The sequence below is a fragment of the Pseudomonas syringae pv. cilantro genome (assembly GCF_001293775.1).
GTDB lineage: Bacteria > Pseudomonadota > Gammaproteobacteria > Pseudomonadales > Pseudomonadaceae > Aquipseudomonas > Aquipseudomonas syringae_P.
The window spans coordinates 45,760-69,067 of the sequence record NZ_LGLN01000006.1 but is presented as its reverse complement, the minus strand read 5'-3'; the positions used below and the strand labels follow the sequence as shown (position 1 = coordinate 69,067).

Annotated in this window: 19 protein-coding genes; 14 read left to right on the top strand and 5 right to left on the bottom strand. The window is 59.8% G+C overall.

Features of this window, described 5'->3' with window-relative positions:
- Positions 1-81: 81 nt before the first annotated feature.
- Genes ABJ99_RS00400 through ABJ99_RS00390 form a run of 3 tightly spaced genes read right to left on the bottom strand, consistent with a single transcriptional unit; the run spans position 82 to position 6,271 of the window.
- Positions 82-3,396 carry a toxin VasX gene (locus ABJ99_RS00400; protein WP_054084128.1) on the bottom strand — a complete coding sequence of 1,105 codons (3,315 nt, stop codon included), beginning with the start codon at positions 3,394-3,396 and terminating at the stop codon, positions 82-84.
- A complete protein-coding gene (locus ABJ99_RS00395) occupies positions 3,393-4,244 on the bottom strand; it encodes a DUF4123 domain-containing protein (RefSeq protein ID WP_054084127.1) in 852 nt (283 codons plus the stop codon). The genes ABJ99_RS00400 and ABJ99_RS00395 overlap by 4 nt, the downstream gene beginning before the upstream one ends.
- A complete protein-coding gene (locus ABJ99_RS00390) occupies positions 4,241-6,271 on the bottom strand; it encodes a type VI secretion system Vgr family protein (RefSeq protein ID WP_054084126.1) in 2,031 nt (676 codons plus the stop codon). Before ABJ99_RS00390 ends, ABJ99_RS00395 begins: the two co-directional genes overlap by 4 nt.
- A gap of 226 nt (positions 6,272-6,497) precedes the next feature.
- On the opposite strand from ABJ99_RS00390, the gene ABJ99_RS00385 reads away from it, so the two are divergent.
- From ABJ99_RS00385 to murB, 7 genes are read left to right on the top strand one after another with little or no spacing between them, the layout of a single operon-like run.
- Positions 6,498-8,714 (top strand): DNA internalization-related competence protein ComEC/Rec2, encoded by a 2,217-nt coding sequence (locus tag ABJ99_RS00385; RefSeq protein ID WP_054084125.1) that lies wholly within the window; start codon positions 6,498-6,500, stop codon positions 8,712-8,714.
- Positions 8,715-8,756: 42 nt separating this feature from the next.
- The gene (locus tag ABJ99_RS00380) at positions 8,757-9,473 is read left to right on the top strand and encodes a MotA/TolQ/ExbB proton channel family protein (protein ID WP_080377951.1); all 717 of its coding nucleotides are present in this window, start codon (positions 8,757-8,759) and stop codon (positions 9,471-9,473) included.
- Entirely contained in the window at positions 9,470-9,901 is a 432-nt protein-coding gene (locus ABJ99_RS00375; RefSeq protein WP_007253407.1) for an ExbD/TolR family protein, read from the top strand. Before ABJ99_RS00380 ends, ABJ99_RS00375 begins: the two co-directional genes overlap by 4 nt.
- Positions 9,901-10,896, top strand: coding sequence for a tetraacyldisaccharide 4'-kinase (gene lpxK, locus ABJ99_RS00370; RefSeq protein WP_054084124.1), 996 nt, complete (start codon positions 9,901-9,903; stop codon positions 10,894-10,896). Before ABJ99_RS00375 ends, lpxK begins: the two co-directional genes overlap by 1 nt.
- A 17-nt stretch (positions 10,897-10,913) precedes the next feature.
- A complete protein-coding gene (locus ABJ99_RS00365) occupies positions 10,914-11,099 on the top strand; it encodes a Trm112 family protein (RefSeq protein ID WP_007253405.1) in 186 nt (61 codons plus the stop codon).
- Positions 11,096-11,860 carry a 3-deoxy-manno-octulosonate cytidylyltransferase gene (gene kdsB / locus ABJ99_RS00360; protein ID WP_054084123.1) on the top strand — a complete coding sequence of 255 codons (765 nt, stop codon included), beginning with the start codon at positions 11,096-11,098 and terminating at the stop codon, positions 11,858-11,860. Before ABJ99_RS00365 ends, kdsB begins: the two co-directional genes overlap by 4 nt.
- A 34-nt stretch (positions 11,861-11,894) precedes the next feature.
- Positions 11,895-12,914, top strand: coding sequence for a UDP-N-acetylmuramate dehydrogenase (gene murB, locus ABJ99_RS00355; RefSeq protein WP_054084122.1), 1,020 nt, complete (start codon positions 11,895-11,897; stop codon positions 12,912-12,914).
- 184 nt (positions 12,915-13,098) lie between these two features.
- On the opposite strand, the gene rne is transcribed toward murB, so the two are convergent.
- Complete coding sequence (gene rne, locus ABJ99_RS00350; RefSeq protein ID WP_054084121.1) at positions 13,099-16,383, bottom strand: ribonuclease E; 3,285 nt, start codon at positions 16,381-16,383, stop codon at positions 13,099-13,101.
- 726 nt (positions 16,384-17,109) lie between these two features.
- Here rne and rluC point away from each other — a divergent pair.
- The 3 genes from rluC to sppA are packed head-to-tail and all read left to right on the top strand — an operon-like array spanning position 17,110 to position 19,741.
- Positions 17,110-18,066 carry a 23S rRNA pseudouridine(955/2504/2580) synthase RluC gene (gene rluC / locus ABJ99_RS00345; RefSeq protein WP_054084120.1) on the top strand — a complete coding sequence of 319 codons (957 nt, stop codon included), beginning with the start codon at positions 17,110-17,112 and terminating at the stop codon, positions 18,064-18,066.
- Complete coding sequence (locus tag ABJ99_RS00340; RefSeq protein ID WP_054084119.1) at positions 18,056-18,718, top strand: HAD-IA family hydrolase; 663 nt, start codon at positions 18,056-18,058, stop codon at positions 18,716-18,718. The genes rluC and ABJ99_RS00340 overlap by 11 nt, the downstream gene beginning before the upstream one ends.
- Before the next feature lie 24 nt (positions 18,719-18,742).
- Positions 18,743-19,741: a signal peptide peptidase SppA gene (sppA, locus tag ABJ99_RS00335; protein ID WP_054084118.1), complete on the top strand. Its 999-nt coding sequence runs from the start codon at positions 18,743-18,745 to the stop codon at positions 19,739-19,741.
- Positions 19,742-19,807: 66 nt separating this feature from the next.
- Here sppA and ABJ99_RS00330 read toward each other — a convergent pair whose 3' ends face one another.
- The gene (locus ABJ99_RS00330) at positions 19,808-20,386 is read right to left on the bottom strand and encodes a Maf family protein (protein ID WP_054084117.1); all 579 of its coding nucleotides are present in this window, start codon (positions 20,384-20,386) and stop codon (positions 19,808-19,810) included.
- 106 nt (positions 20,387-20,492) lie between these two features.
- Between ABJ99_RS00330 and ABJ99_RS00325 the strand changes: the two genes are divergently transcribed.
- The 4 genes from ABJ99_RS00325 to fabD all read left to right on the top strand — a co-directional run bounded on the left by ABJ99_RS00325 (position 20,493) and on the right by fabD (position 23,298).
- Entirely contained in the window at positions 20,493-21,020 is a 528-nt protein-coding gene (locus tag ABJ99_RS00325) for a YceD family protein (protein ID WP_002552687.1), read from the top strand.
- Positions 21,021-21,033: 13 nt separating this feature from the next.
- The gene (rpmF, locus tag ABJ99_RS00320; protein WP_002552688.1) at positions 21,034-21,216 is read left to right on the top strand and encodes a 50S ribosomal protein L32; all 183 of its coding nucleotides are present in this window, start codon (positions 21,034-21,036) and stop codon (positions 21,214-21,216) included.
- A gap of 4 nt (positions 21,217-21,220) precedes the next feature.
- Positions 21,221-22,243 (top strand): phosphate acyltransferase PlsX, encoded by a 1,023-nt coding sequence (gene plsX, locus ABJ99_RS00315; RefSeq protein ID WP_054084116.1) that lies wholly within the window; start codon positions 21,221-21,223, stop codon positions 22,241-22,243.
- 116 nt (positions 22,244-22,359) lie between these two features.
- Positions 22,360-23,298, top strand: coding sequence for an ACP S-malonyltransferase (gene fabD / locus ABJ99_RS00310; RefSeq protein WP_054084115.1), 939 nt, complete (start codon positions 22,360-22,362; stop codon positions 23,296-23,298).
- Positions 23,299-23,308 lie beyond the last annotated feature (10 nt).

The window sequence follows — 23,308 nt, the reverse complement described above, 5'->3', positions numbered from 1 at the left end:
GGCCGGTAGGCAGTGGCAGGGGTGCCAGGTAATCGTTCTGCGAGAACAGTTTTTTCTGGCGGGTGCCAGCGGGATGGCTGCTCACCGTCTGCTCCCGGGTTGCAGGAATACAGAACATTGCTGCTCACCCAGCTTGTAGACCTGTGCGCTGTCCAGTTTCGGCGTGGGATCGTTGCGCAGTGCGATCACGCCATTTTCGGGCGTTACGGTAAAGGCCAGACCGCGTGCGCCGCCTATGAAGCCCTGAACACCGTAAAGCGCAGTAAATGGGGTCCCGTAGCGCACCCGCAATGAAACGCTGCGTGGCAGCGAACCGAATTCACGATAGACAGGCTTGAATACGCCTGTGAGACGCAATCCTTGTCCCTGATCTGCGGGAATCCACTCGCAGGTGCTGTTGTTCAGCCAGTGAGCACCCATGTCGCGCAGGGTGTAAGGCTTGCCGGTCAATCCCGGAGCACCTCTTATTTCCAGCCATAGCTGATAGTCCACAGGGTCGCCGATCATCGACAGGTCCAGCCGGGTGTTGCCAGGCGTCGCGCCCGGCAGGTCGATGGTCAGGGTCTGGATATAAAGCTCGTAGCGGATGCCGTCACGATTGTCCGCTGCAAGGCTTTCTTCATTGACCGTGAAGCTGACACGGGGGGCGTAAAGAATGAGGTAAAGGCGATCCAGTTCTTCGAGCTGGCGCTTCGAGTCACTGGGTGACTGGTCATGGGCACGTTGTCTGGACCAGCAGCAATTGCCCAGAAAGTTTTGTAAAGGGGTTTGCCGTAGATACCAGGCGATCAGATACAGCACACCCAGAATGGCGATAATCCACGTAACAGGCCCCATCCAGAGCATGAAGCCCGCAATTGCTGCGTCGGCGGAAATGATGCCTAGGAGTGCGCGAGATGTGTAGGCGATGCCCAGCACAGCCTGCGCTCCATATGCCGCTATCTGGCCGCCCACTACGTTTTGCCTTATTTCTAGCCACGGGTCAGAGGAGCCATGCGCGCGCTCTAACTGCTTCCCGAGAGATAGGAACTCTGCGGCTGCTCCTGCCATTGAAAGTCCTCCAATAACTGCCCCAAATACCGTCAAAGTTGGAGTAGCAGAGAAACGCAGATTTATCTGCTTGATCCCCATCCCCTTGCGCACCTGACTATCCAGCACCGCCACCAACGCCGCTCCCCAATACAGCGCCGCAGAAGCTGTATCGTTGATCCTCTGCTCATCCATTTCTTCAAGCGCGCTCGCTTGATTCAGGTAGTTGTTGGTATTCAAAGTGTTGAGTAGCAGTACGACCATCGGTGTCAGACCGCCACTGTTCTGGACGGCGGGCGAGTTGACGATTTTTGCTACCTGGCCGATGGAGATTGCATGGGCAGTTGTTTTGACCCAGTGCACCAGGTCGTCGATGCCTGGCCCGAAGGCCTGGAGCAGTCTTGTCCCGCCTTCACTGATCAGGCGGGTTCCGACATTATTCCCCAGACGGGCAGCCATCAGAATTGTGGTCCAGGCCCCGCTCAGGCGGTCGGCATGTTCGCCTTTGAGTAGCAATAACGCGGCACCAAGGCGTTTGACCAGCGTGTTCCAGACGCCTGTGGCGTCGCGCGCCATAGTGCTCATGTCGGAGAGGACAGGTTCTGCCAGATGTTCCAGTACTTTGGCCATGGCCTGACGTGCGTTGTCCTGATTTTCCAGGCTCAATGCGGCCAGTACCTCGCCCAGTCGGGTTTCACTGGTGAGCGCGCCCTCCAGCGTCGGACTCCAGGCAAAGAACAGTTGGCGCAATGCGCCGGAGTCTGCAGTACGTACATACTCGGCGTATTGTTCGGCACCCAGGCTGCGCACGCACTGAGCGCTCAGGCAGGCCATCGCCAGCTCATCCAGCCACGAGCGGTGCGCCGGGTTGGTGTAATCCACGAACCACGTACCGCTTTGATGCCGCGTCAGAAACTGACCACGATCGGCATAAAGTGTCGTGTGGCGAGCTTCGACCCGCTGGTAGTGAGCAGGCGCAGTCTGGTCGAGCCAGTCATTCATCAATGGCAGATCGATGTACTCGCCGACCTTGGCGCCTACGTGATGGTTTTCCAGGTTGCTGACCTTTTCTTTCCGGTACTCGCGCACCACGCTTTCCACTTCGTCACTCAGATCGGCGGGAATGAACGCTTTGACCGGCTCCACAGCTTCCTGGCGTTTGATCCGCAGCTCTTCGATAAGCCTGTCGGCTTGTTCGCGGCTGTACTGACGTCCTCTACCACGACTTACCCGGACCGCCTCTTTGTTGAGTTGGTCTACACGCTGGCTTGCGTCCAGCAGTAATTGACTTTGCTCCGCAGTGATCTGAATATCCCGCTCGCGGTAGCGGTAATTCAGCAGGCTCGCTACCTCGCCCGGCTCCTCGGTGACCAGGGTGCGAATGAAGCCGCCAATGCCCAGATGCAGATTGTGATCCTCCTGCCATCTGGCGTGAGAAACCTCTACTTGTTCCTGCTCATGATTGATATCGCGCAGTACGCCCAGATCATCGTCCAGGCACGCGAATACCGACCATAGCCCCAGCGCCTGTTTGCGGGTGTTTTCCAGCCAGTCTTGCGTGCGGAGTGCTTCCCAGGGCTGGGTGCTCCAATCCCCCGGAGCTATGCCATCTTCCCGGGCATCGGGATAGTGCCTGGTCATGCTTTCACGCTCTTTATTATCGCGTGTCATCTTGACGTAGGCGTTGATGTTGGCGGAGGACGGGTCGCGCCTCATGGCCTCGGCCAGCTTCTCGGTTTGCTCTCGGTTGATCTCACCGTTGCGCCGCTGATCGACTGTCACGGCCCAGGCAAAGGTGTCCGGTATCAATTCGGCAATGACCTGCTCAGCCGCTGAAAGCGGCGGGCAGTGCGGCGCATGAAGATTGTCGGCTACTTCGCGCAGGTCGATGGCGCGCATGTATTGCTGGCGGGCTTCGCGCTCGCCAAGGCGGGCGCAGTGCTTTACATCGAGCGGCTGCTCGGTATAGAGCAGCCAGGTTTCATCAAACTTGTCGAGCTTCAGCCCCGAAAGGGAGCCGGCCTCAAGACAGGTGTCACTGTCAGCCGGTGATTGAGGCTCGAGCAAGCCCTGCGCTGATACGGCATAGCGTTGCAGCGGTCCACGCCGTTGCCACACATAGAGAAAGCCGCTGCGCAGTCGACGAGCAGCCATCGCGTGGCTCTGCGGTGTAACGCCGGGCTGGCAGGCATCATGCGTGGCTGCCTCCTCCGCAAGTGCATAACGTACGGGCACCACAAACACGTGGGCCTGGCTGGCCGGACAGCTTGCCACCGGACTGTTGATATCGTCGTGAGGTCTCATGCTGGCGACGCGATCGGCGTCAGCCAGATTGATGATCGCTGCGTGTGTCTCCTGACTGCTCATACGGCAGACTCCATGTTGCGGATGAGTCGGCGGGGCAGTTCAGCAAGCAGATTGTCCAGACGTTGTTCAGGCGATATGAACTGCTCCTCGAGAATTCTTTGATAGGGCGCGTGAGTATTGCCATAAGGAAAGCTTTCACCCAGACAGGCAAAGAGCGCGACCCATCGGGTAACCTGACTGTCGGTGCTGTAGCCATGGCGTGCTGCGCTTTTTCGACAGGCCTGGGCCCATTGATGTCTTTCGTCGTGGCCAAGCCCCTCAAGTGCTTCAGGGAAAAACCGTTGGCAGTGATCAATCAGGTGCTGATCGAACCGCTGGTGCTGCGCCTGGCACAGGATATCGAGCTGTCTGCTGCTCAGGGTCAGCCAAGGGGTATCTGAATAGCGTGCAGCGTCTTGTTCTGGTCCGTGTCGACAAATCGTCAGGTCGCTATCGTCTTTGCCAGGAAGTCGAATCGATCTGATTGGGCCCAGCATTAGGTCAAGCTCATGGTTCTCCACGCAGGCAAGCCACAGTCGCGTGATGCGCGGATCGTAATAACGAAAAAGAACGGTTATGCCACTGTCCAGTTGAACATGCACCAGGCTGCGCAAATGCTCGATTAGCTCGGACTCTTTGGCTGCAGATTCCAGCCAGATTCCCGATTCAGCACGCCATTTCTGCTTGAACATTTCTTGCAATGGTCTGTTTGACGTGACGTCGACCAGCATGGGGCCGCAGTCTGCAAGTGTTTCGTAGGCGGTGTTCACATAAAGTGGTTGGCACAACGCGAACTGTTTCATGTGCAGAAGACGCTGGGCAAGATCATCGATCAGGGCCGCATCCAGTAACAGATAGGTGCGGTTCATGCCTGCTGCTCCTTCACTTTCAGGCATATCGCACACACTGGAGCGGCTTTTTCTGCAGCGCTCCGGAATGCTTGTTTCTGAGTGACAAGAGAAGCGTTTAATAGCGCCGCGACTGGCGTAGGCAGCCCTGATACCGAACTTGCCCCGGTGACAGGAGCACCTCCCTGATCAATAGGGCTGCTGCTGAAAATCCCCCCGGCACCGATGACGATATGCTGACCACCTGCCTTGAGCGTAATGCTCGCGCCTGCATCCAGAATCAGATTGGCGCCTGCCTTGATGTGAACTTGCTGTCCTGCTTCGGCAACCAGAATCTGGCCGGCACGCAGATAGCTGTTGTTATCGACATGCAGATAATCATTTGCTTTGACCCTGACTTTGCGGTCTGCGCCTGTAGTGCGTCGTTCTTCTGCCTCTACAACGCTGATACTGTTGCCCTTGATGGTTTCCGACCGCTCATTACCCACCTCCAAACGGCTGTCATGGATGATTTTCTGCTCCATGTCACGCTGCGCACGCACGTAGATAAGTTCTTGCTCGCTGCGATCCTCCAGATGAAGTTCGTTGAAACCGCTGCCTGTTGGCGCGCTGCGACTGCGAAAGACGCTGCGGTACTTATGAGCAGGTAATGCGTAGGGCACAGGGTTCAGGCTGTTGGGCAGGCAACCGCTGACGATCGGTTGATCCGGGTCTCCATCGATGAAGGTCACCAGCACTTCCATGCCTACACGCGGAATCGTGACGCCGCCGTGCATGTTTCCGGCCCAGTGAGCCGCAACTCTCAGCCAGGTGCTGCTTGTGTCGGTGAGGGTGCTCTCACGGTCCCAATGGAACTTGACCTTGATTCGGCCATGAGCATCGCAGTAGACCTGCTCCGATTCAGGACCGGTGACTCGGGCTGTCTGACTGCCCGGAATGCGAGGCTTGCGGTGGAGGAGAGCAGGCCTGAAAAACACATCCCAGGGCGTCGCAAGGAATCTGTTTCTGTAGCCCTGAATGAGGTCCTCCTCATCACCAGTTTTGGTACCACTGAAGGTTTCTTCCAGCACCTGCGGTTGTCTGCCCTGATGGTGAATGTGTGTCAGCAGCCAGAGCTTGTTCCACTCCTCGCGAGGATGATTGCTGAGCGGTAGAAAGTGTCCGCTGACCAGCAGGGGCTGGTCGCTTTCTCCCTCGGCCTGTTGATAGTCACAGCGGTGGCGCTCCAGCGCCTGCTGGCTTAAAAGCCGCCCTCGCTCGCTGGTTTGAAAATGACCCGGCCAGGTGTAGTCCTCAAGGTCAGGCTGAGCCTTGTTGTTGCCAGGACGATACTCGGCGTGTGGTTGCCATCCGGCGTGTTCAAAGTCGTAGTCGCGCCTGGCGGTGTGGCTGGTACGGGTTTCCAGCCGCGTACTGAAGCTTCGGATAACAGGCTCTTCAGCGATCATGCCGCTGTTCTGGTGATAGGGCGTCGCTCGGGACAGTTTGCGGAACAGGCTCTGGTTATCGCCAAAGACCAGAACATGACCCTTGCGGCTGTGCTGGAAGTGGAAGTGCATGCCTTCCTCTTCGCACAGGCGTTGGATGAAATGCAGATCGGTCTCCTGGTACTGCACGCAATATTCGCGGGGCAGACAGGTGCCGTTGAGTTGAAACTGATGAGCGTTTTCGAGAATGCCGTGGTCTTTGAGGACCCGGCTGATGATTTGCGGGACCGTCAAAGACTGAAAAATGCGCTGATTGGTGCGATGTGCCAAATAACTGAAGTGTGGAACCAGCGTCACGCTGTAATGGGTCAGTCGTGCGCCCGAGTCGCGTTGCCTGATCTGGTAAATCTGTCCGTGGATGCCTGAGTCGCTGCCGTCGAACGTCAGAAACGCCTGCTGGTGCAACAGTCGCTCAAGATCTGGATCGGCGCATTCGCTGACCAGATCTATCGTAAAGACGTAGGGCCTGCTGATGCCTTCCGTGCCCTCGAAGGCGAGGACCTGAAATGCAGGGATCGAGTCTTCGATAGACAGGCTGAAGCGATGAGCTGGCGCAGGCATGCAGGTGTCCCGGTGTGTGTGTTTTTCGGCGGAGGGCACGCTAACAATCCTTAGCCGAAAAAAATGCAGGAAATTTCCGAGTTTCAGGGTGGACATTGGACAGTTCGCTTATAAAGACGGGCTTTAAGCTCGTTGAGCTGCAAGCTTTCAAATCTCGCAACACTCAATCCTGACGAGCATCTGTGATTGCGCTAATCCTTAACGCTTTCCGCTTTAAGGATCCGTCATGCGCACAGGGATGATCGCGCTCGCGCTGGGGCTGGTGGCCTTGCGTTTTCTGCCTGCCTTGCCGCCGACCTGGCTGTTGCTGCTGATGCCGGTGGTGGCATTGATGCTGCTGCCGTTTCGCACCTATCCAGTGGCGTTGTTTATGCTCGGTTTCACGTGGGCGTGCGTTTCGGCGCAGTGGGCATTGAATGATCGTCTGCCGCAGCGGCTGGACGGGCAGACGCTGTGGGTGCAGGGCAAGGTGGTCGGGCTGCCGAGTGTCGCCGAGGGCGTGGTGCGTTTTGAACTGGAGGATGCACGCTCACGGCGGGCGACTTTACCTGAGTTGATTCGTGTGGCCTGGTATGGAGGTCCCGAGATACGCAGTGGCGAGCGCTGGCGTCTGGCGCTCAAACTCAAGCGTCCTGGCGGGCTGGTCAATCCGGATGCCTTCGATTATCAGGCCTGGTTGCTGGCGCAGCGTATCGGCGCGACCGGCACTGTGGCAGACGGCCAGCGTCTGGCCCCGGCGCGTGGGGCGTGGCGCGACGGCATTCGACAGCGGCTGCTGGCGGTCGATGCGCAGGGCCGGGAAGGCGGGCTGGCTGCGTTGGTGCTGGGCGATGGCTCGGGTTTGTCGCGCACCGACTGGCAGGTACTGCAAGACACCGGCACCGTGCATCTGCTGGTGATTTCCGGCCAGCACATTGGCTTGCTCGCCGGGGTGGTCTATGCGCTGGTTGCCGGCCTGGCGCGTTGGGGATTTTGGCCGCAAGCGTTGCCCTGGTTACCCAGTGCATGTGTACTGGCGTTTGGCGCGGCGTTGGGTTACGGGCTGCTGGCCGGTTTCGAAGTGCCAGTACGGCGCGCCTGTGTGATGGTCGCCATGGTGCTGTTCTGGCGTTTGCGTTTCCGGCATCTGGGCATGGTCTGGCCGTTGCTGCTGTCATTTAACACGGTGCTGTTCTTCGAGCCGCTGGTCACGTTGCAACCGGGCTTTTGGTTGTCATTTGCTGCGGTCGGCATCCTGTTGCTGATTTTCAGCGGCCGGCTGGGCGCCTGGCGCTGGTGGCAAAGCTGGACGCGTGCGCAATGGTTGATCGCTGTTGGGCTGCTGCCGATTCTGCTGGCGCTGAACCTGCCGATCAGCCTCAGCGGTCCGTTTGCCAACCTTATCGCTGTGCCATGGGTCAGCGTGATCGTTCTGCCGCCCGCATTGGTCGGGACGCTGCTGTTGCCGGTCCCGCTGCTGGGTGAGGGGTTGTTGTGGCTGGCCGGAGGCGCGCTGGAATGGCTGTTCATGTTTCTCGACCGGGTCGGCGCAGTGCTGCCTGCCTGGTTGCCCAGTGCCTTGCCGGGTTGGGCCTGGGGGCTGAGTTTTATGGGGGCCTTGTTGTTATTGCTGCCCCGAGGCGTGCCGATGCGTCCGCTGGGTTGGCCGCTGCTGCTGTTGTGCGTGTTCCCGCCGCTTGAAACAGTGCCAGAAGGGCAGGTTGAAGTCTTGCAACTGGACGTGGGGCAGGGTCTGGCGATTCTGTTGCGTACGCGCAATCACACCTTGTTATATGACGCGGGGCCGCGCTTCGGTGAGTTTGATATCGGTCAGCGTGTGGTCGTGCCCGCCATTCGCAAGGCCGGTGTTCGTCACCTTGATCTGATGCTGATCAGCCACGCCGATGCAGATCACGCCGGTGGGGCCCTTGCGGTTCATCAGGCCTTCCCGGTGACTCGGGTGCTGGGCGGTGAGCGGGCCAGGCTCGCCCCGCAACTCAACGCAGCGCTGTGCGAGAGCGGCGAACGCTGGGAATGGGATGGCGTGATCTTCAGCACCTGGCGCTGGGAGCAGGCTCCCGACGGTAATGCGGCCTCCTGCATCCTGAGTGTCGACGCCGGTGGCGAGCGCTTGCTGCTGGCGGGCGACATCGATGTTCACGCCGAACGTGCGGCCATGGACAGTGGCTTCGATCTGCGCGCTCACTGGTTGCAGTCCCCGCACCATGGCAGTCGGTCTTCGTCATCGAAACCCTTTCTTCAGGCCGTCGCGCCCGTCGGCGTGTTGATTTCCCGAGGGCGCAACAATGCGTTCGGACATCCGCACCCGCGGGTCATGGCGCGTTACCGATGGCTGGGCATAGCGAGTTACGACAGCGCTGAGCTGGGTGCCATCAGTCTGCAACTGGGCACATTCGGTCCGCCCCGCGCAGAGCGTGCGCAGCGGCGTTTCTGGCGTGATTGAGTGCGCGGATATCGATCTCGGCGCTCGGCATCCGGCGGCCCTATGGTAGAGTGGCGCCAATTTTTCGATGGAGTGATCACTGTGTGGGAACTGGTCAAGTCTGGCGGCTGGATGATGCTGCCGATCATTTTGAGTTCCATTGCCGCTGCCGGCATCATCATCGAGCGTTTATGGACGCTGCGGGCCAGCCGGATTGCCCCGCCGCATCTGTTGGGGCAGGCCTGGCAGTGGATCCAGGAAAACAAGCTCGACAGCGAAAAGCTCAAGCAACTGCGCGCCGATTCGCCTTTGGGTGAAATCCTCGCCGCAGGTCTGGCCAACTCCAGGCATGGCCGCGAGATCATGAAAGAGTGCATCGAAGAAGCCGCCGCCCGTGTCATTCATGACCTGGAGCGCTACCTGAGCGCGCTGGGCTCGATTGCTGCCATGGCGCCACTGCTCGGCCTGCTCGGTACCGTGCTGGGCATGATCGAGATTTTTGGCTCGTTCAACAGTTCCGGCGCGACCGCCAATGCCGGCGTACTGGCGAGCGGCATTTCCAAGGCGCTGATCTGTACCGCATCGGGCCTGATTGTCGCGATCCCGGCGATTTTCTTTCATCGCTTTCTGCAAAGCCGTGTCGACGAACTGGTGGTCGGCATGGAGCAGCAGGCGATTCGTCTGGTTGAAGTGGTGCAGGGCGACCGTGATGTCGATCTGATCAACGCCAAGGTTGATCTCAAGTCGCTGGCCAGAGCGGGCGGGAGCAAGAAGAAGTGAAATTTCGCCGCCGCAGACCCCGCGAAAACATCGACATCAATCTGGTTTCCCTGATTGACGTGGTGTTCATCCTGCTGCTGTTCTTCATCGTGACCACCACCTTCACCCGTGAAACCCAATTGCGCGTGGACCTGCCGCAGGCGGTAACCGGTACGCCTGAGGTTGACGCTGCGGCTAAACATCTGGACATCGCCATCAACGCCGACGGGATCTTTTCACTGAACAATCAGCTGTTGCCGAAAAACGATCTGGCGACGCTGATCGAAGCCTTGCAGCGCGAGTCGGCGGGCGACACCAGTTTGCCGCTGTCGATCAGTGCCGATGGCAAGACGCCGCACCAGTCGGTCATCACCGCCATGGACGCCGCGGGCAAACTGGGTTTCAGTCATTTGCGCATGACCACTGTCGAGGCCACATCGGCTAACTGATGGCACTTACCGATCGCTTGCTTGCCGCCTGGTACAAGGGCCACCCCGCGCTTGCGCTTTTGCGACCGCTGGAAAGTTTCTATCGGCGGGTGGTCGACGGCAAACGTGCGCGCTTTCTCGCCGGTGAGGGGGATATCTATCGCGCTCCGGTGCCGGTGATCGTGGTCGGTAACATTACCATCGGCGGTACCGGCAAGACGCCGCTGATTCTCTGGATGATCGAACACTGTCGTCGACGCGGCCTGCGGGTGGGCGTCGTCAGTCGTGGTTACGGTGCCAGACCGCCAAGCCTGCCGTGGCGCGTACTGCCCGGGCAAAACGCCAGCGAAGCGGGTGACGAGCCGCTGCTCATCGTGCAGCGCAGCGGCGTGCCGCTGATGATCGATCCGGATCGCAGTCGCGCCGTTCAGGCCTTGCTCGCGGCCGAGCCGCTGGACCTGATTCTTTCCGACGACGGCCTGCAGCATTACCGTCTGGCCCGTGACCTGGAACTGGTGCTGATCGATGCCGCTCGCGGTCTGGGCAATCGCCGCTGCCTGCCCGCCGGCCCATTGCGCGAGCCGGTCGAGCGGCTGGGCAGTGTCGATGCCCTGCTGTACAACGGGGCGACGTCTGACCGCGACGATGGCTATGGGTTTACGCTCAAACCCGCTGCGCTGATCAACCTGCGCAGCGGTGAACGCCAGCCAGTGGATTACTTCCCGGCCGGGCAGGCGCTGCACGCAGTCGCGGGAATCGGTAACCCGCAACGTTTCTTCAATACCCTCGAAGGACTACACTGGCGGCCGGTGGCTCACGCGTTCGCCGACCATGCGGTCTACAGTGCTCAGGCGCTGACCTTCACCCCGTCGCTACCCTTGGTCATGACCGAGAAAGATGCGGTGAAATGTCGGACGTTCGCGGCCGATGACTGGTGGTATCTGGCGGTGGATGCAGTGCCGTCCGATGCCTTCGTCAGCTGGTTCGACGAGCAACTGCTACGTCTTTCTCCATGATTGCTTCAGGATCTCCTATGGACACCAAACTACTCGACATCCTCGCTTGCCCTGTCTGCAAGGGACCATTGAAGCTCAGCGCCGACAAGACCGAGCTGATCAGCAAAGGCGCGGGCCTGGCCTATCCGGTTCGCGATGGCATTCCGGTCATGCTGGAAACCGAAGCCCGTACCCTGACCACCGACGAGCGCCTGGAAAAATGACAGCAGCCTTTACCGTTGTCATCCCGGCGCGCTATGGCTCCAGCCGCTTTCCGGGCAAGCCGCTGAAACTTATCGCGGGCAAGCCCATGGTCCAGCTGGTCTGGGAGCAAGCGCGCAAAAGCAGCGCCGAACGCGTGGTGATCGCCACCGACGATGCGCGCATTGTCGAGGCCTGCCAGGCGTTTGGTGCCGAAGTGCTGCTGACACGCGATGACCATAATTCCGGCACCGACCGTCTGGCCGAAGTGGCCACCCAATTGGGGCTGGCGGCTGACGCGATCGTGGTCAACGTTCAGGGCGATGAGCCGATGATTCCGCCCGCAGTCATCGATCAGGTGGCGTCCAACCTTGCCGCTCATCCCGAGGCTGGTATTTCGACGCTTGCCGAGCCTATTGATGACGTGGCGGCGCTGTTCAATCCGAATGTCGTCAAGGTCTCGACGGACATCAACGGGCTGGCGCTGACGTTCAGCCGTGCGCCGCTGCCGTGGGCGCGTGATGCGCTGGCCAGGAGCAATGACGAGCTGCCGGCCGGTGTGCCGTATCGTCGTCATATCGGGATCTATGCCTACCGCGCAGGTTTTCTGCATGACTTCGTCAGTTGGGGGCCGTGCTGGCTGGAAAACACCGAGAGCCTCGAACAACTGCGCGCGCTGTGGAACGGCGTGCGGATACACGTTGCCGATGCATTGGAAGCCCCGCCGGGCGGCGTCGACACGCCTGAAGACCTTGAGCGTGTAAGACGCCTGCTGGAGGTGTGATGCAGTTTATTCAGGTGAGCGGGCAGGTGCGGGCATGACCTTGCAGACCCGCTCTGCGGTTTCCCTGAAACCGTTCAATACTTTCGGCGTCGATGTGCGGGCGCGTCTGTTTGCCGAAGCGCACAACGATCAAGACGTTCGCGAGGCGTTGGCGTATTGCGCCGGGCATGATCTGCCGCTGCTGGTGATTGGCGGCGGCAGCAATCTGTTGCTGAGCGCAGATGTGCAGGCGCTTGTGCTGCGCATGGCCAGTCGCGGCATTCGTATCGTACGTGAAGACTGCATGGAGTCGATCGTCGAAGCCGAGGCCGGTGAGCCTTGGCATCCGTTCGTTCAGTCCTGTCTGGAGCTGGGATTGGCGGGGCTGGAAAACCTCAGCCTGATCCCGGGCACTGTCGGCGCTGCGCCCATGCAGAACATCGGCGCGTACGGCGTCGAGATCAAGGATGTTTTCCACAGTCTGACGGCGCTGGATCGCGAGACGGGCGAGCTGCGTGAGTTTTCCCTGGAGGACTGCGCGTTTGGTTATCGAGACAGCGTATTCAAGCATCAGGTGGCGCGCTGGTTGATTCTGCGTGTGCGCTTCAAGCTGACCCGTGAAGCCAATTTGCACCTCGAGTACGGTCCGGTTCGTCAGCGCCTGAATGAGCTGGGTGTCGATAAGCCGACTCCGTTCGATGTCAGTCGCGCAATCTCTGCCATCCGCAGCGAAAAACTGCCGGACCCGGCGGTGCTGGGCAATGCGGGCAGTTTTTTCAAGAACCCGTTGGTTTCTGCTGATCTGTACGCGACGATCAAGCATGAACATCCCGATGTGGTCGGCTATCCGCAGGCCGATGGCCGCGTGAAGCTGGCGGCAGGCTGGCTGATCGAGCGGGCTGGCTGGAAAGGCTACCGTGACGGCGACGCAGGGGTGCACACGCTTCAATCGCTGGTGCTGGTCAATTACGGCCAGGCGACCGGCCTGCAACTCTTGGAACTGGCCCGCCGCATACAGACCGATATCGTCGAACGTTTTGGCGTGACGCTGGAGATGGAGCCGAACCTCTACTGAGATACGGCTTTGCGTACTCGAAATCGAGCGCCGGGATCATAAGTCTTTTGCGAACGAGCGACCCGTGTTGCTCGCGAAGAAGCCAGATCAAGTGCCACGTATTTAAGGTGAGCGCAGCACCAAACTGACAGACATAAAAAAGCCCCGCTTGCTTGCACAGGCGGGGCTTTTTCATGGGCCGGGGTTAGGCGAGGGGTTTATGCTCGGTCTCTTTCTCGGCTTCATGTTGCAGCTGAATCACGGAATCTTCAGCTTTTTCCTCGGTTGCCGGTGAAGGCTGGACCGATTCTGCTTCAGCGGCTGGAGCGCTGTTGCCAGCGGCTTCTTGCTGACGACGTGCTTCTTCTTCGCGCTTGCGGCGACGAACTTCACGCGGATCGTTAGGCGCGCGGCCGGTGCTGCTGACCGCTGGCGCAGCAGGCGCTTCTGCAACTGCCGGCTCTTGCTCTTGCGATGCAGGTGTCTGTTCTTCGATGGCGGCCTGAGGTGCGACGTAAGGAGCTGACTCCTCCTTCTCGGCCACCGGCTCGACAACGACGGGTTCAGCGACCGGAGCAGGCGCGGGCGTTGGCAGTTCAGATGATTCAGTGGCAGGCACTTCCTCATGGACCGCAGCTTCGACCGGCGCTTCTGGCGTCGGCTCTGGCGTTGGTTTGAACGGCACGACGCGTTCTGCGTGCGGTGCTTCGAACAGCTCGGACTGTGCGGCGATAGCAGGTGCTTCCACTGCCGTTGGCTGAACTTCAACTTCTGGAGCCGTCTGGGCTGCTGGAGCATCGTCTGCCAGCGGGGCTTCGACGGCCGGCACTTCAACGGTCGGCTCTGCCGCAGCGGGCATTTCTACCGCTGGCGACGGCGCTTCAGTGTCAGTGATGGCTGTTTCAGCGACAGATGCTTCAGTTGCAGGCGCTTCGGCAACCGGCGTCTGTTGTGCAGGCTCTGCATCCGGGGCGGCTGCGGCATTGTTGGCACGTTCGGCCTGCTGATGCGCATTGGCTTCAGCCGGAGCACTGATCACGCTGCTGGCGGCAGAGGCTGCGGCGGTGAAGCCCAGGCCTGCCGACAGGTCGGCGCTGCCTTCTTCTTCGCTACCGTTTTCTTCAGAGCCTTCGATCACATTGCCGTTGGCATCACGCTGACGCTCGCGACGGTTGCTGCGACGACGCTGACCACGGGAGCGGCGGCGAGGGCGATCACCGTCGTTGCCGTCGTTGCTTTCCTGATTGTCCTCTTGTGCCTGCTCTTCGTTGAGCAGTGCTTCCTCTTCTTCGCTCACGGCAGCCGCGGCCTGTTCGGCGCGTGGTTGACGCTCTTCGCGAGGAGCGCGTGGCTGGCGTTCTTCACGCGGAGCGCGTTCTGGACGTTCTTCACGGGCGAGGTTCACGGCAGGCGCGGCATCCAGCGGCTCACGCAGTTCGCGGACCGGACGGTCTTCGCGAGCTTCACGCGGCTTGCGCTCGCGAGAGGTGCGGGCCGGACGCTCTTCGCGCGGTGCCGATTCTTCACGGGCTTCGCGCGGTTCGCGTACAGCGCGTTCTTCACGAGGTGCACGTTCTTCACGCGGCGCACGCTCTTCGCGAGGGGCGCGCTCGGCACGCTCTTCGCGTGGAGCACGTTCTTCACGAGGCTTGCGCTCTTCATCACGACGATTGTTGCGGCCACGGCTCTGTTGACGACCGTTGCGGCGTTCTTCATTGCGCGCAGGACGCTGCTCGGTAACAGGCTTTTCAACCACCACCGGTGCAGCAGGCTCTTCCTTGCTCGCGAACAGGCTGACCAGGGACTTCACCAGGCCTTTGAACAGGCTTGGTTCGTGAACCACAGGGGCCGGAGCCGCAACAGGTTCGGCAACTTCAACCGGGACTGGCGCATTGGCGCGTGCCGGAGCGGTTTTGACCGCAGCTTCCTGACGTACCAGGGTGCGGGTTGCAGCGGCCAGCGGAGCGATTTCTTCGACTTCGGCAGCCGCAGCAGCGATTTCGTAGCTGGTCTGGTTGTTATGCGCTTCCGGACTGTCATCACGCAGACGCTGAACTTCGAAGTGCGGAGTTTCCAGATGATCGTTAGGCAGAATGATGATGCGGGCACGCGTACGCAGTTCGATTTTGGTGATCGAGTTGCGTTTTTCATTGAGCAGAAACGCAGCAACCGGGATCGGCACCTGAGCGCGCACTTCGGCAGTACGGTCTTTCAGGGCTTCTTCTTCGATCAGGCGCAGGATCGCCAGCGACAGTGATTCGACGTCGCGGATGATGCCGGTGCCGTTGCAGCGCGGGCAAACGATGCCGCTGCTCTCGCCGAGCGATGGACGCAGGCGCTGACGGGACATTTCCAGCAGGCCGAAGCGCGAAATGCGACCGACCTGAACGCGGGCACGGTCGGCTTCCAGGCTTTCGCGGACTTTCTCTTCCACTGCGCGCTGGTTCTTGGCAGGCGTCATGTCGATGAAGTCGATGACGATAAGGCCGCCGATGTCACGCAGACGCAGTTGACGGGCGATTTCTTCAGCCGCTTCAAGGTTGGTCTGCAGGGCGGTTTCTTCGATGTCGCTGCCTTTGGTGGCGCGCGCCGAGTTGATGTCGATGGACACCAGCGCTTCGGTCGGATCGATAACGATGGAGCCACCGGAAGGCAGTTCAACGACGCGCTGGAAGGCGGTTTCGATCTGGCTTTCGATCTGGAAGCGGTTGAACAGCGGAACGCTGTCTTCGTACAGCTTGATCTTGCTGGCGTACTGCGGCATCACCTGACGGATGAAGGTCAGGGCTTCTTCCTGGGCTTCGATGCTGTCGATCAGGACCTCGCCTATGTCCTGGCGCAGGTAGTCGCGGATGGCGCGGATGATGACGTTGCTTTCCTGGTAGATCAGGAAAGGAGCGGAGCGATCCAGGGACGCCTCTTTGATGGCGGTCCAGAGTTGCAGCAGGTAGTCGAGGTCCCACTGCATTTCTTCGCTGCTGCGGCCCAGACCTGCGGTGCGAACGATCAGGCCCATGTCGGCAGGGGCGATCAGGCCGTTCAGCGCTTCGCGCAATTCGTTACGCTCTTCGCCTTCGATACGACGCGAAATGCCACCGGCACGCGGGTTGTTCGGCATCAGAACCAGATAACGGCCGGCAAGGCTGATGAAGGTGGTCAGGGCTGCGCCCTTGTTGCCACGTTCTTCTTTCTCGACCTGAACGATGACTTCCTGGCCTTCGCTCAGGACGTCCTTGATGTTGACGCGGCCTTCAGGGGCTTTCTTGAAGTACTCGCGGGAGATTTCCTTGAGGGGCAGGAAGCCATGGCGCTCAGAGCCGAAATCGACAAAGGCAGCCTCGAGGCTGGGTTCGATACGAGTGATTCGGCCTTTATAGATGTTGGCCTTCTTCTGCTCGCGTGCACCTGACTCGATGTCCAGGTCGTAGAGGCGCTGGCCGTCTACCAGTGCAACACGCAACTCTTCGGGTTGAGTTGCGTTAATCAGCATTCTTTTCATGTAGTACCGTCGGTTTCCGGGCTGCCGGAAACGGCGTTCGGCACACACGACTTCTCACGGTCGGTGTCAGGGCACGTCAGGAGTGGTTGAACACTCCAGTGTCTAGCGAGGTCCTCGCCCAGAGGGGGCGGAGGGTCGCGACGACGTTTCCTGCTTGCTGTGGTGGCATAAGACACCCTTTTCAGCAAAAGCTTTGTCAGGAGGAGGAATCGACCATCGGTAGCGGACGAGATGAAGCGTCTAGAACAAGCCTTGTGCTACACAGTCCGATGGTTGTGCGTCTCCACCCTACACGTATCCCTGATAATTCGGGTGCTGCCGCGCGCAGAATCCGCAGCGGGTTGGCATTTACCGCAGTCTTCGAAAGGGAAGACCGCGCATCATGGCTTAAGGCGTTGTTCCCGAAACGTTCGCTCGTTGCGTCTGGAAGCGACTGCACTTTGTGAACTGGCCATGAACTGTCCGCACTGACGGCGAGCTGTCTGCTCTGCTGTCAGGCGTGTATCCGGCCTCATGTCACCTGCGCTCGTTACGCTTTCGTCGTGCTCCGTTGTCACCGAACGCCCCGTAGGACGGCCTCGCGTCCTTGTGAATTGCGTTGGTCAGGGCCGGTTGTCAACCGTTGATCCGCTGTCCGGCCGCTTATGGCGGCGTTCGCGACTATATCAGCAATCATTAAGTGCTTCAAATCCATAAAAAATTGTTATGATTTGCGGCATGACGAATATTGCCCCTCCAACCCCCGGCGTCCAGCTGGTTGAGGTTGCGCCGGAACTTGCCGGTCAACGCATCGATAACTTTCTGATCACTTATCTCAAGGGTGTGCCCAAAACCTTGATCTATCGCATTCTGCGCAAAGGCGAAGTGCGTGTGAACAAGGGGCGGATCAAGCCCGAGTACAAGTTGCAGGCAGGCGATATCGTGCGCATTCCTCCTGTGCGCGTGCCCGAGCGCGACGAGCCGGTGCCGGTTGCGCAGGCCCTGCTGCAGCGCCTCGAGGCGGCGATTGTCTACGAAGACAAGGCGCTGATCGTGCTCAACAAGCCTGCGGGCATTGCCGTGCACGGCGGCAGTGGTCTGAGCTTCGGCGTGATCGAGGCGTTTCGCCAGTTGCGTCCGGACGCCAAGGAGCTTGAGCTGGTGCATCGCCTCGACCGCGACACCTCCGGGTTGCTGATGATTGCCAAGAAACGCAGCATGTTGCGCCATCTGCATGAAGCCCTGCGCGGCGATGGTGTCGACAAGCGTTATATGGCGCTGGTACGTGGCAACTGGGCTACTGCGCAAAAACAGGTGCGCGCGCCGCTGCTCAAGAGCAACCTGCGCTCCGGTGAGCGCATGGTCGAGGTCAATGAAGAGGGCAAGGAAGCGCTGACCCTCTTCAAGGTGCTGCGTCGTTTCGGCGACTTCGCCACCATGGTTGAGGCCAAGCCGGTCACCGGGCGTACGCACCAGATCAGGGTGCATACGCTGCACGCTGGTCACGCCATCGCCGGTGACACCAAATACGGCGACGAGAATTTCAGTCGTGAAATTCGCGACCTGGGCGGCAAGCGTCTGTTTCTGCATGCCTACATGCTGATCGTGCCGATGCCTGATGGCAGCAAGCTGAATGTACAAGCGCCCGTCGACGAGATGTGGGCAAAGACAGTGGAGCGTCTGAGTGCAACGTGATTACGATCTGTTGATTTTCGATTGGGACGGTACGTTGGCTGATTCGGTCGGTCGGATTGTCCAGTCCATGAACACCGCGGCTGTCGAGAGCGGCCTTGGGGTGCGTGACGATTCTGCGATCAAGGACATTATCGGTCTGGGGCTTCCCGAGGCGATCCGGACCTTGTATCCGCAGATCGACGACAGCCTTTTGATCGGGTTTCGGCAGCGCTACGCTGATGCCTACATGGCGATGGATAACGTGCCATCTTCGCTGTTCGAGGGGGTTGTGGAGTCCATGCAGGCGTTCCGCGAGGACGGCTATCGTCTGGCGGTGGCGACCGGCAAGGCGCGTCGCGGGCTTGATCGGGTGCTGGAAGCCAATGGCTGGGCTGATTACTTCGATATCACCCGGGCGGCCGACGAGACGGCGAGCAAGCCGGATTCGTTGATGCTCAACGAGATCATGGCGCACTGCGGTGTCGCGCCCGAGCGCTCGCTGATGATTGGCGACGCCTCTTTCGATTTGTTGATGGCGCGCAATGCCGGTATGGATTGCGTCGCAGTGGGCTATGGCGCGCAGCCGCTGGAGTCGTTGCGTCAGTTCGAGCCGTGTCTGGCCATCGAGCATTTTTCCGAGCTGCGTACCTGGTTGAGCCGGCGCAGCGTCTAGTTTTCGCTTAAGGGTAAAAAAAGCATGTCTGACGAATGGAAAGCACCTGGTTCGCAAGGCGCGGACGAGGGCATCAATGGCAGGGAAGAGGCTAAAAGCTGGAAGCTTCTCGAGAAAACGTTGCTCGCCAGTGTTCAAGAACAGCGACGTGCACGGCGCTGGGGGATCTTTTTCAAGCTGCTGACATTTGTGTTTCTGTTTGTGGCCGTGGTCCTGCCGATGCTGGATTTCGAAGGCGGTACCTCGCGTCGCGCCAGTCACACGGCGCTGATCGACGTGCAGGGTTTGATCGCCGACAAGGAATCGGCCAGTGCCGAGAACATCGTCACTGCGCTGCGCGATGCGTTCGAGGACGAAAAGACCAAGGGTGTCATCCTGCGTATCAACAGTCCGGGTGGCAGCCCCGTGCAATCCGGCTACGTGTATGACGAGATCCGTCGTCTGCGTGCCGAGAAGCCGGATATCAAGGTCTATGCGGTGATAACCGATCTGGGCGCGTCGGGTGCTTACTACATCGCCAGTGCGGCCGATCAGATCTATGCCGACAAGGCGAGCCTGGTGGGTTCCATCGGTGTGACGGCGGCCGGTTTCGGCTTTGTGGGGGCGATGGAAAAGCTGGGTGTGGACCGTCGCACTTACACGTCGGGCGAGCACAAAGCATTTCTTGACCCGTTCCAGCCGCAAAAAGCCGACGAGACGCAGTTCTGGCAGAGCGTGCTGGACACAACCCATCGTCAGTTCATCGCCAGCGTCAAGCAAGGTCGCGGCGACCGTCTGAAGGACAAGGATCATCCCGAGCTGTTCTCCGGCCTGATCTGGACGGGTGAGCAAGCGGTCGGGCTGGGGCTGGTGGACGGTCTGGGCAGCGCGAGTTATGTGGCGCGGGATGTGATCAAGGAGAAGAATATCGTCGAGTACACCGTCGAAGAGTCTCCTTTTGATCGTTTCTCGAAGAAACTGGGCGCCAGTATTGCCGAGCGGATCGCCATGCTGGTGGGCTTTAACGGTCCTGTGCTGCGCTGATACCGTTGTCGCTCCGAAAAGCCCTGATCGTCGCCGGTCAGGGTTTTTTATTGGGGGGCGGGCGGCTCAGGGGGTGCTGATTCCTTCCTTTATAAGCATGTCCACCAGGCGAATCAGCGGCAGCCCGATCAGGCTGGTCGCGTCACTGCCTTCGGTGCTGCGAAACAGGCTGACACCCAGCCCCTCGGCCTTGAAGCTGCCAGCGCAGTCGTAGGGCTCTTCTGCGCGCAGGTAGCGTTCGATGCTGGCTCGGTCCAGTTCGCGCATGTGCACGGTAAAGGGTACGCAGTCGATCTGGCATTCGCCAGTCGAGCTGTTGAGCAGCGCCAGGCCGGTCAGAAAGGTCACGCTGGCGCCGCTCGCGGCGCCAAGCTGCTCCATGGCGCGCTCGAATGTGTGGGGTTTGCCCAGTATCCGGCCATCGAGGACTGCGACCTGATCGGAGCCGATAATCAGGTGGTGCGGATATTCACCTGCCAGCGCCTCGGCTTTCTGCCTGGCAAGGCGCATGACCAGGTCGCGCGCGGCTTCGTCGCGGCGAGGGCTTTCGTCGATATCCGGGGATTTGCAGGTGAACGGCAAGCGCAGGCGGGCAAGCAGTTCGCGGCGGTATGGGGAGCTGGAGGCAAGGAGCAGGGATGGCATGCGGTTCTCCGTTTTCTGATCGGCGATTCTAATCAGTGACCAGAGTGACGAACAGGCCTGAATTTCCTTTGACATGCCAAGGGGGCATCCCTAGAATGCTGCGCCTATGTTGAATGACCCGATTCCATCTCACGTTGACCCGCGCAAATTGTCCGATCGCGGCACTACCCTTCAGGGTGAAGTGCTGCTGGGCGATCTGAAAAGACTCTGCGACCCGCTTGCCGACACTGTCGGTACGGTGCAGGCGAAATTCGTTTTTGAGCGTGACGAACGTCGTTCTGTGGTTATCCACAGTTCGATAGACGTCCCGGTCAAGATGGTTTGCCAGCGTTGTCTTGAGCTGGTCACCCTGCCGATCCACAGCGAATGCAGTTATGCCGTGGTGAAGGAGGGTGCGAATACCCAGTCGTTACCGAAAGGTTATGACGTGCTGGAACTGGGCGAAGATCCTTTGGATCTGCTGGCATTGATCGAGGAGGAGCTCTTGCTCGCCTTGCCCATTGTGCCTGCTCATCATCCTGAAGAATGCCAGCAACCGGCGGGTCTCGATGAGCCCGAACCGAGCGTGGACGAGGTAACGCGGTCCAACCCGTTCAGTGTATTGGCGCAGTTAAAGCGTGACCCAAACGTTTAGGAGTTAATCAATTATGGCTGTTCAGCAGAACAAAAAATCCCGCTCTGCCCGTGACATGCGTCGTTCGCACGATGCTCTTGAGGCAAGCACTCTGTCGGTAGAAAAGACCACTGGTGAAATTCACCTGCGTCACCACGTATCGCCAGAAGGCGTATACCGTGGTCGTAAAGTGATCGACAAGGGCGCTGACGAGTAATTTCTTGTCCGCTCCGATCATCGCGATCGACGCAATGGGCGGGGACTTCGGTCCCCGCAACATTGTTCAGGCTAGCCTTGCGTGCCTGACAGCTACGCCCTCGCTCCATTTGGCCCTCGTCGGCCAGGCCCCACTGATTGAAGAACTGATCGCCAGCCATCGTGGTGTGGATCGCTCGCGTCTGCGTGTTGTCAACGCCAGCGAAGTCATCGCCATGGGCGAGCGTCCTTCGCAGGCCTTGCGTGGCAAACCCGAATCGTCGATGCGTTTGGCCCTTGAGCTTGTAGCGAGCGGGGAGGCCGGGGCTTGTGTCAGTGCTGGCAATACCGGTGCGCTGATGGCGCTCTCCCGGCATGTGCTTAAGACCTTGCCAGGTATCGATCGGCCGGCAATGATCGCCGCCATTCCCACCCGCACAGGTCATTGCCAGTTGCTGGACCTGGGGGCGAATGTCGATTGCAGTGCCGAGGCGCTCTATCAGTTTGCCGTGATGGGCTCGGTCCTTGCTGAAATCCTCGGCGTTGCACAGCCCAGGGTTGCCCTGCTCAATGTCGGTACGGAAGACATAAAGGGCAATCAGCAGGTCAAGCAGGCGGCAGAGCTGTTACAGGCAGCCGCGCAGCTCAACTATATCGGTTACGTTGAAGGTGACGGTGTGTACCGGGGCGAGGCGGATGTTGTGGTGTGCGACGGTTTCGTCGGTAATGTGCTGCTCAAATCGAGCGAAGGGCTGGCAACCATGATTGCTGCCAGAATCGACACGTTGTTCAATCGCAATCTGCTCAGCAGGGCGGTGGGGGCGCTGGCCTTGCCGTTGTTGAAGCGGCTTCAGGTCGAGCTGGCTCCCGCGCGACACAATGGCGCAAGTCTTTTGGGGTTGCAGGGCGTCGTCGTGAAAAGTCACGGTTCGGCAAGTGTTTCCGGGTTCCAGAGTGCAATTTACCGGGCCATGACCGAGGTCTCGGAAAACCTGCCGCAACGCTTGAGCTGCCAGCTTGAAGCGATGTTTCGTGACGCTCGGGGGTGAAAATGTGACGTGCTCGACTGGTCAGTCATCCAACCGATCAGTCATGCATGTTTGGAAACCTGCGTTCGGCCATTCCGGACGCCCATTTTGGCGACAATAATTCAGAGGCTTGTCACATGTCTGCATCCCTCGCATTTGTATTTCCGGGTCAAGGTTCGCAATCGCTGGGCATGCTTGCCGAGCAAGGCCAGCAGCATCCGTTGATTCTCGATACGTTCGAGCAAGCGTCCGAGGCCCTTGGCTACGATCTGTGGGCGTTGACCCAAAGCGGCCCGGCCGAGCTGCTCAATCAGACTGACAAGACCCAACCTGCAATTCTGACCGCTTCTGTGGCCTTGTGGCACGTGTGGCTGGCCGAGGGCGGTGCAATTCCCGCTTTTGTTGCAGGTCACAGCCTGGGTGAATACAGTGCGCTGGTCGCTGCGCAAAGCCTTAGTCTGGCGGACGCAGTCAAGCTGGTTGAGCGTCGGGGTCAATTGATGCAGGAAGCCGTGCCGGCCGGTCAGGGCGGCATGGCGGCGATTCTTGGTCTTGATGATGCTGACGTGATCGCAGCCTGTGTCGAAGCGGCTCAGGGTGAGGTCGTCAGTGCGGTCAATTTCAACTCGCCAGGGCAGGTGGTCATCGCCGGTTCCGCCGAAGCGGTCAAGCGCGCCATGGAATTGTGCAAGGCCCGTGGCGCCAAGCGCGCCTTGCCGTTGCCGGTCAGCGTGCCTTCGCATTGCGAACTGATGCGCCCGGCTGCAGAGCGTTTTGCCGAGTCCATCGAGGCGATCGACTGGCAGGCGCCGGAAATTGCTCTGGTGCAGAACGTCAGCGCCAGCGCGGTCAGCGATCTGGCGACACTCAAGCGCGATTTGCTTGAACAGTTGTACAAGCCGGTACGCTGGGTTGAATCCATTCAATTTCTGGCGAGCCAGGGGGCAACACAGTTGGTGGAATGCGGCCCTGGCAAAGTGCTGGCAGGTTTGAACAAGCGTTGCGCCGAAGGCGTGATGACCTACAACCTTGACACCCCGGATGCCTTTGCCGCCGCACGCGCGGCACTGGCCTGATTAGGAGAAG

Coding starts and splice junctions, on each gene's coding strand:
- ABJ99_RS00400 (WP_054084128.1), bottom strand. CDS start 3,396: ATGAGCAGTCAGGAGACACACGCAGCGATCATCAATCTGGCTGACGCC.
- ABJ99_RS00395 (WP_054084127.1), bottom strand. CDS start 4,244: ATGAACCGCACCTATCTGTTACTGGATGCGGCCCTGATCGATGATCTT.
- ABJ99_RS00390 (WP_054084126.1), bottom strand. CDS start 6,271: ATGCCTGCGCCAGCTCATCGCTTCAGCCTGTCTATCGAAGACTCGATC.
- ABJ99_RS00385 (WP_054084125.1), top strand. CDS start 6,498: ATGCGCACAGGGATGATCGCGCTCGCGCTGGGGCTGGTGGCCTTGCGT.
- ABJ99_RS00380 (WP_080377951.1), top strand. CDS start 8,757: ATGGTAGAGTGGCGCCAATTTTTCGATGGAGTGATCACTGTGTGGGAA.
- lpxK (WP_054084124.1), top strand. CDS start 9,901: ATGGCACTTACCGATCGCTTGCTTGCCGCCTGGTACAAGGGCCACCCC.
- ABJ99_RS00365 (WP_007253405.1), top strand. CDS start 10,914: ATGGACACCAAACTACTCGACATCCTCGCTTGCCCTGTCTGCAAGGGA.
- kdsB (WP_054084123.1), top strand. CDS start 11,096: ATGACAGCAGCCTTTACCGTTGTCATCCCGGCGCGCTATGGCTCCAGC.
- murB (WP_054084122.1), top strand. CDS start 11,895: ATGACCTTGCAGACCCGCTCTGCGGTTTCCCTGAAACCGTTCAATACT.
- rne (WP_054084121.1), bottom strand. CDS start 16,383: ATGCTGATTAACGCAACTCAACCCGAAGAGTTGCGTGTTGCACTGGTA.
- rluC (WP_054084120.1), top strand. CDS start 17,110: ATGACGAATATTGCCCCTCCAACCCCCGGCGTCCAGCTGGTTGAGGTT.
- sppA (WP_054084118.1), top strand. CDS start 18,743: ATGTCTGACGAATGGAAAGCACCTGGTTCGCAAGGCGCGGACGAGGGC.
- ABJ99_RS00330 (WP_054084117.1), bottom strand. CDS start 20,386: ATGCCATCCCTGCTCCTTGCCTCCAGCTCCCCATACCGCCGCGAACTG.
- ABJ99_RS00325 (WP_002552687.1), top strand. CDS start 20,493: ATGTTGAATGACCCGATTCCATCTCACGTTGACCCGCGCAAATTGTCC.
- rpmF (WP_002552688.1), top strand. CDS start 21,034: ATGGCTGTTCAGCAGAACAAAAAATCCCGCTCTGCCCGTGACATGCGT.
- fabD (WP_054084115.1), top strand. CDS start 22,360: ATGTCTGCATCCCTCGCATTTGTATTTCCGGGTCAAGGTTCGCAATCG.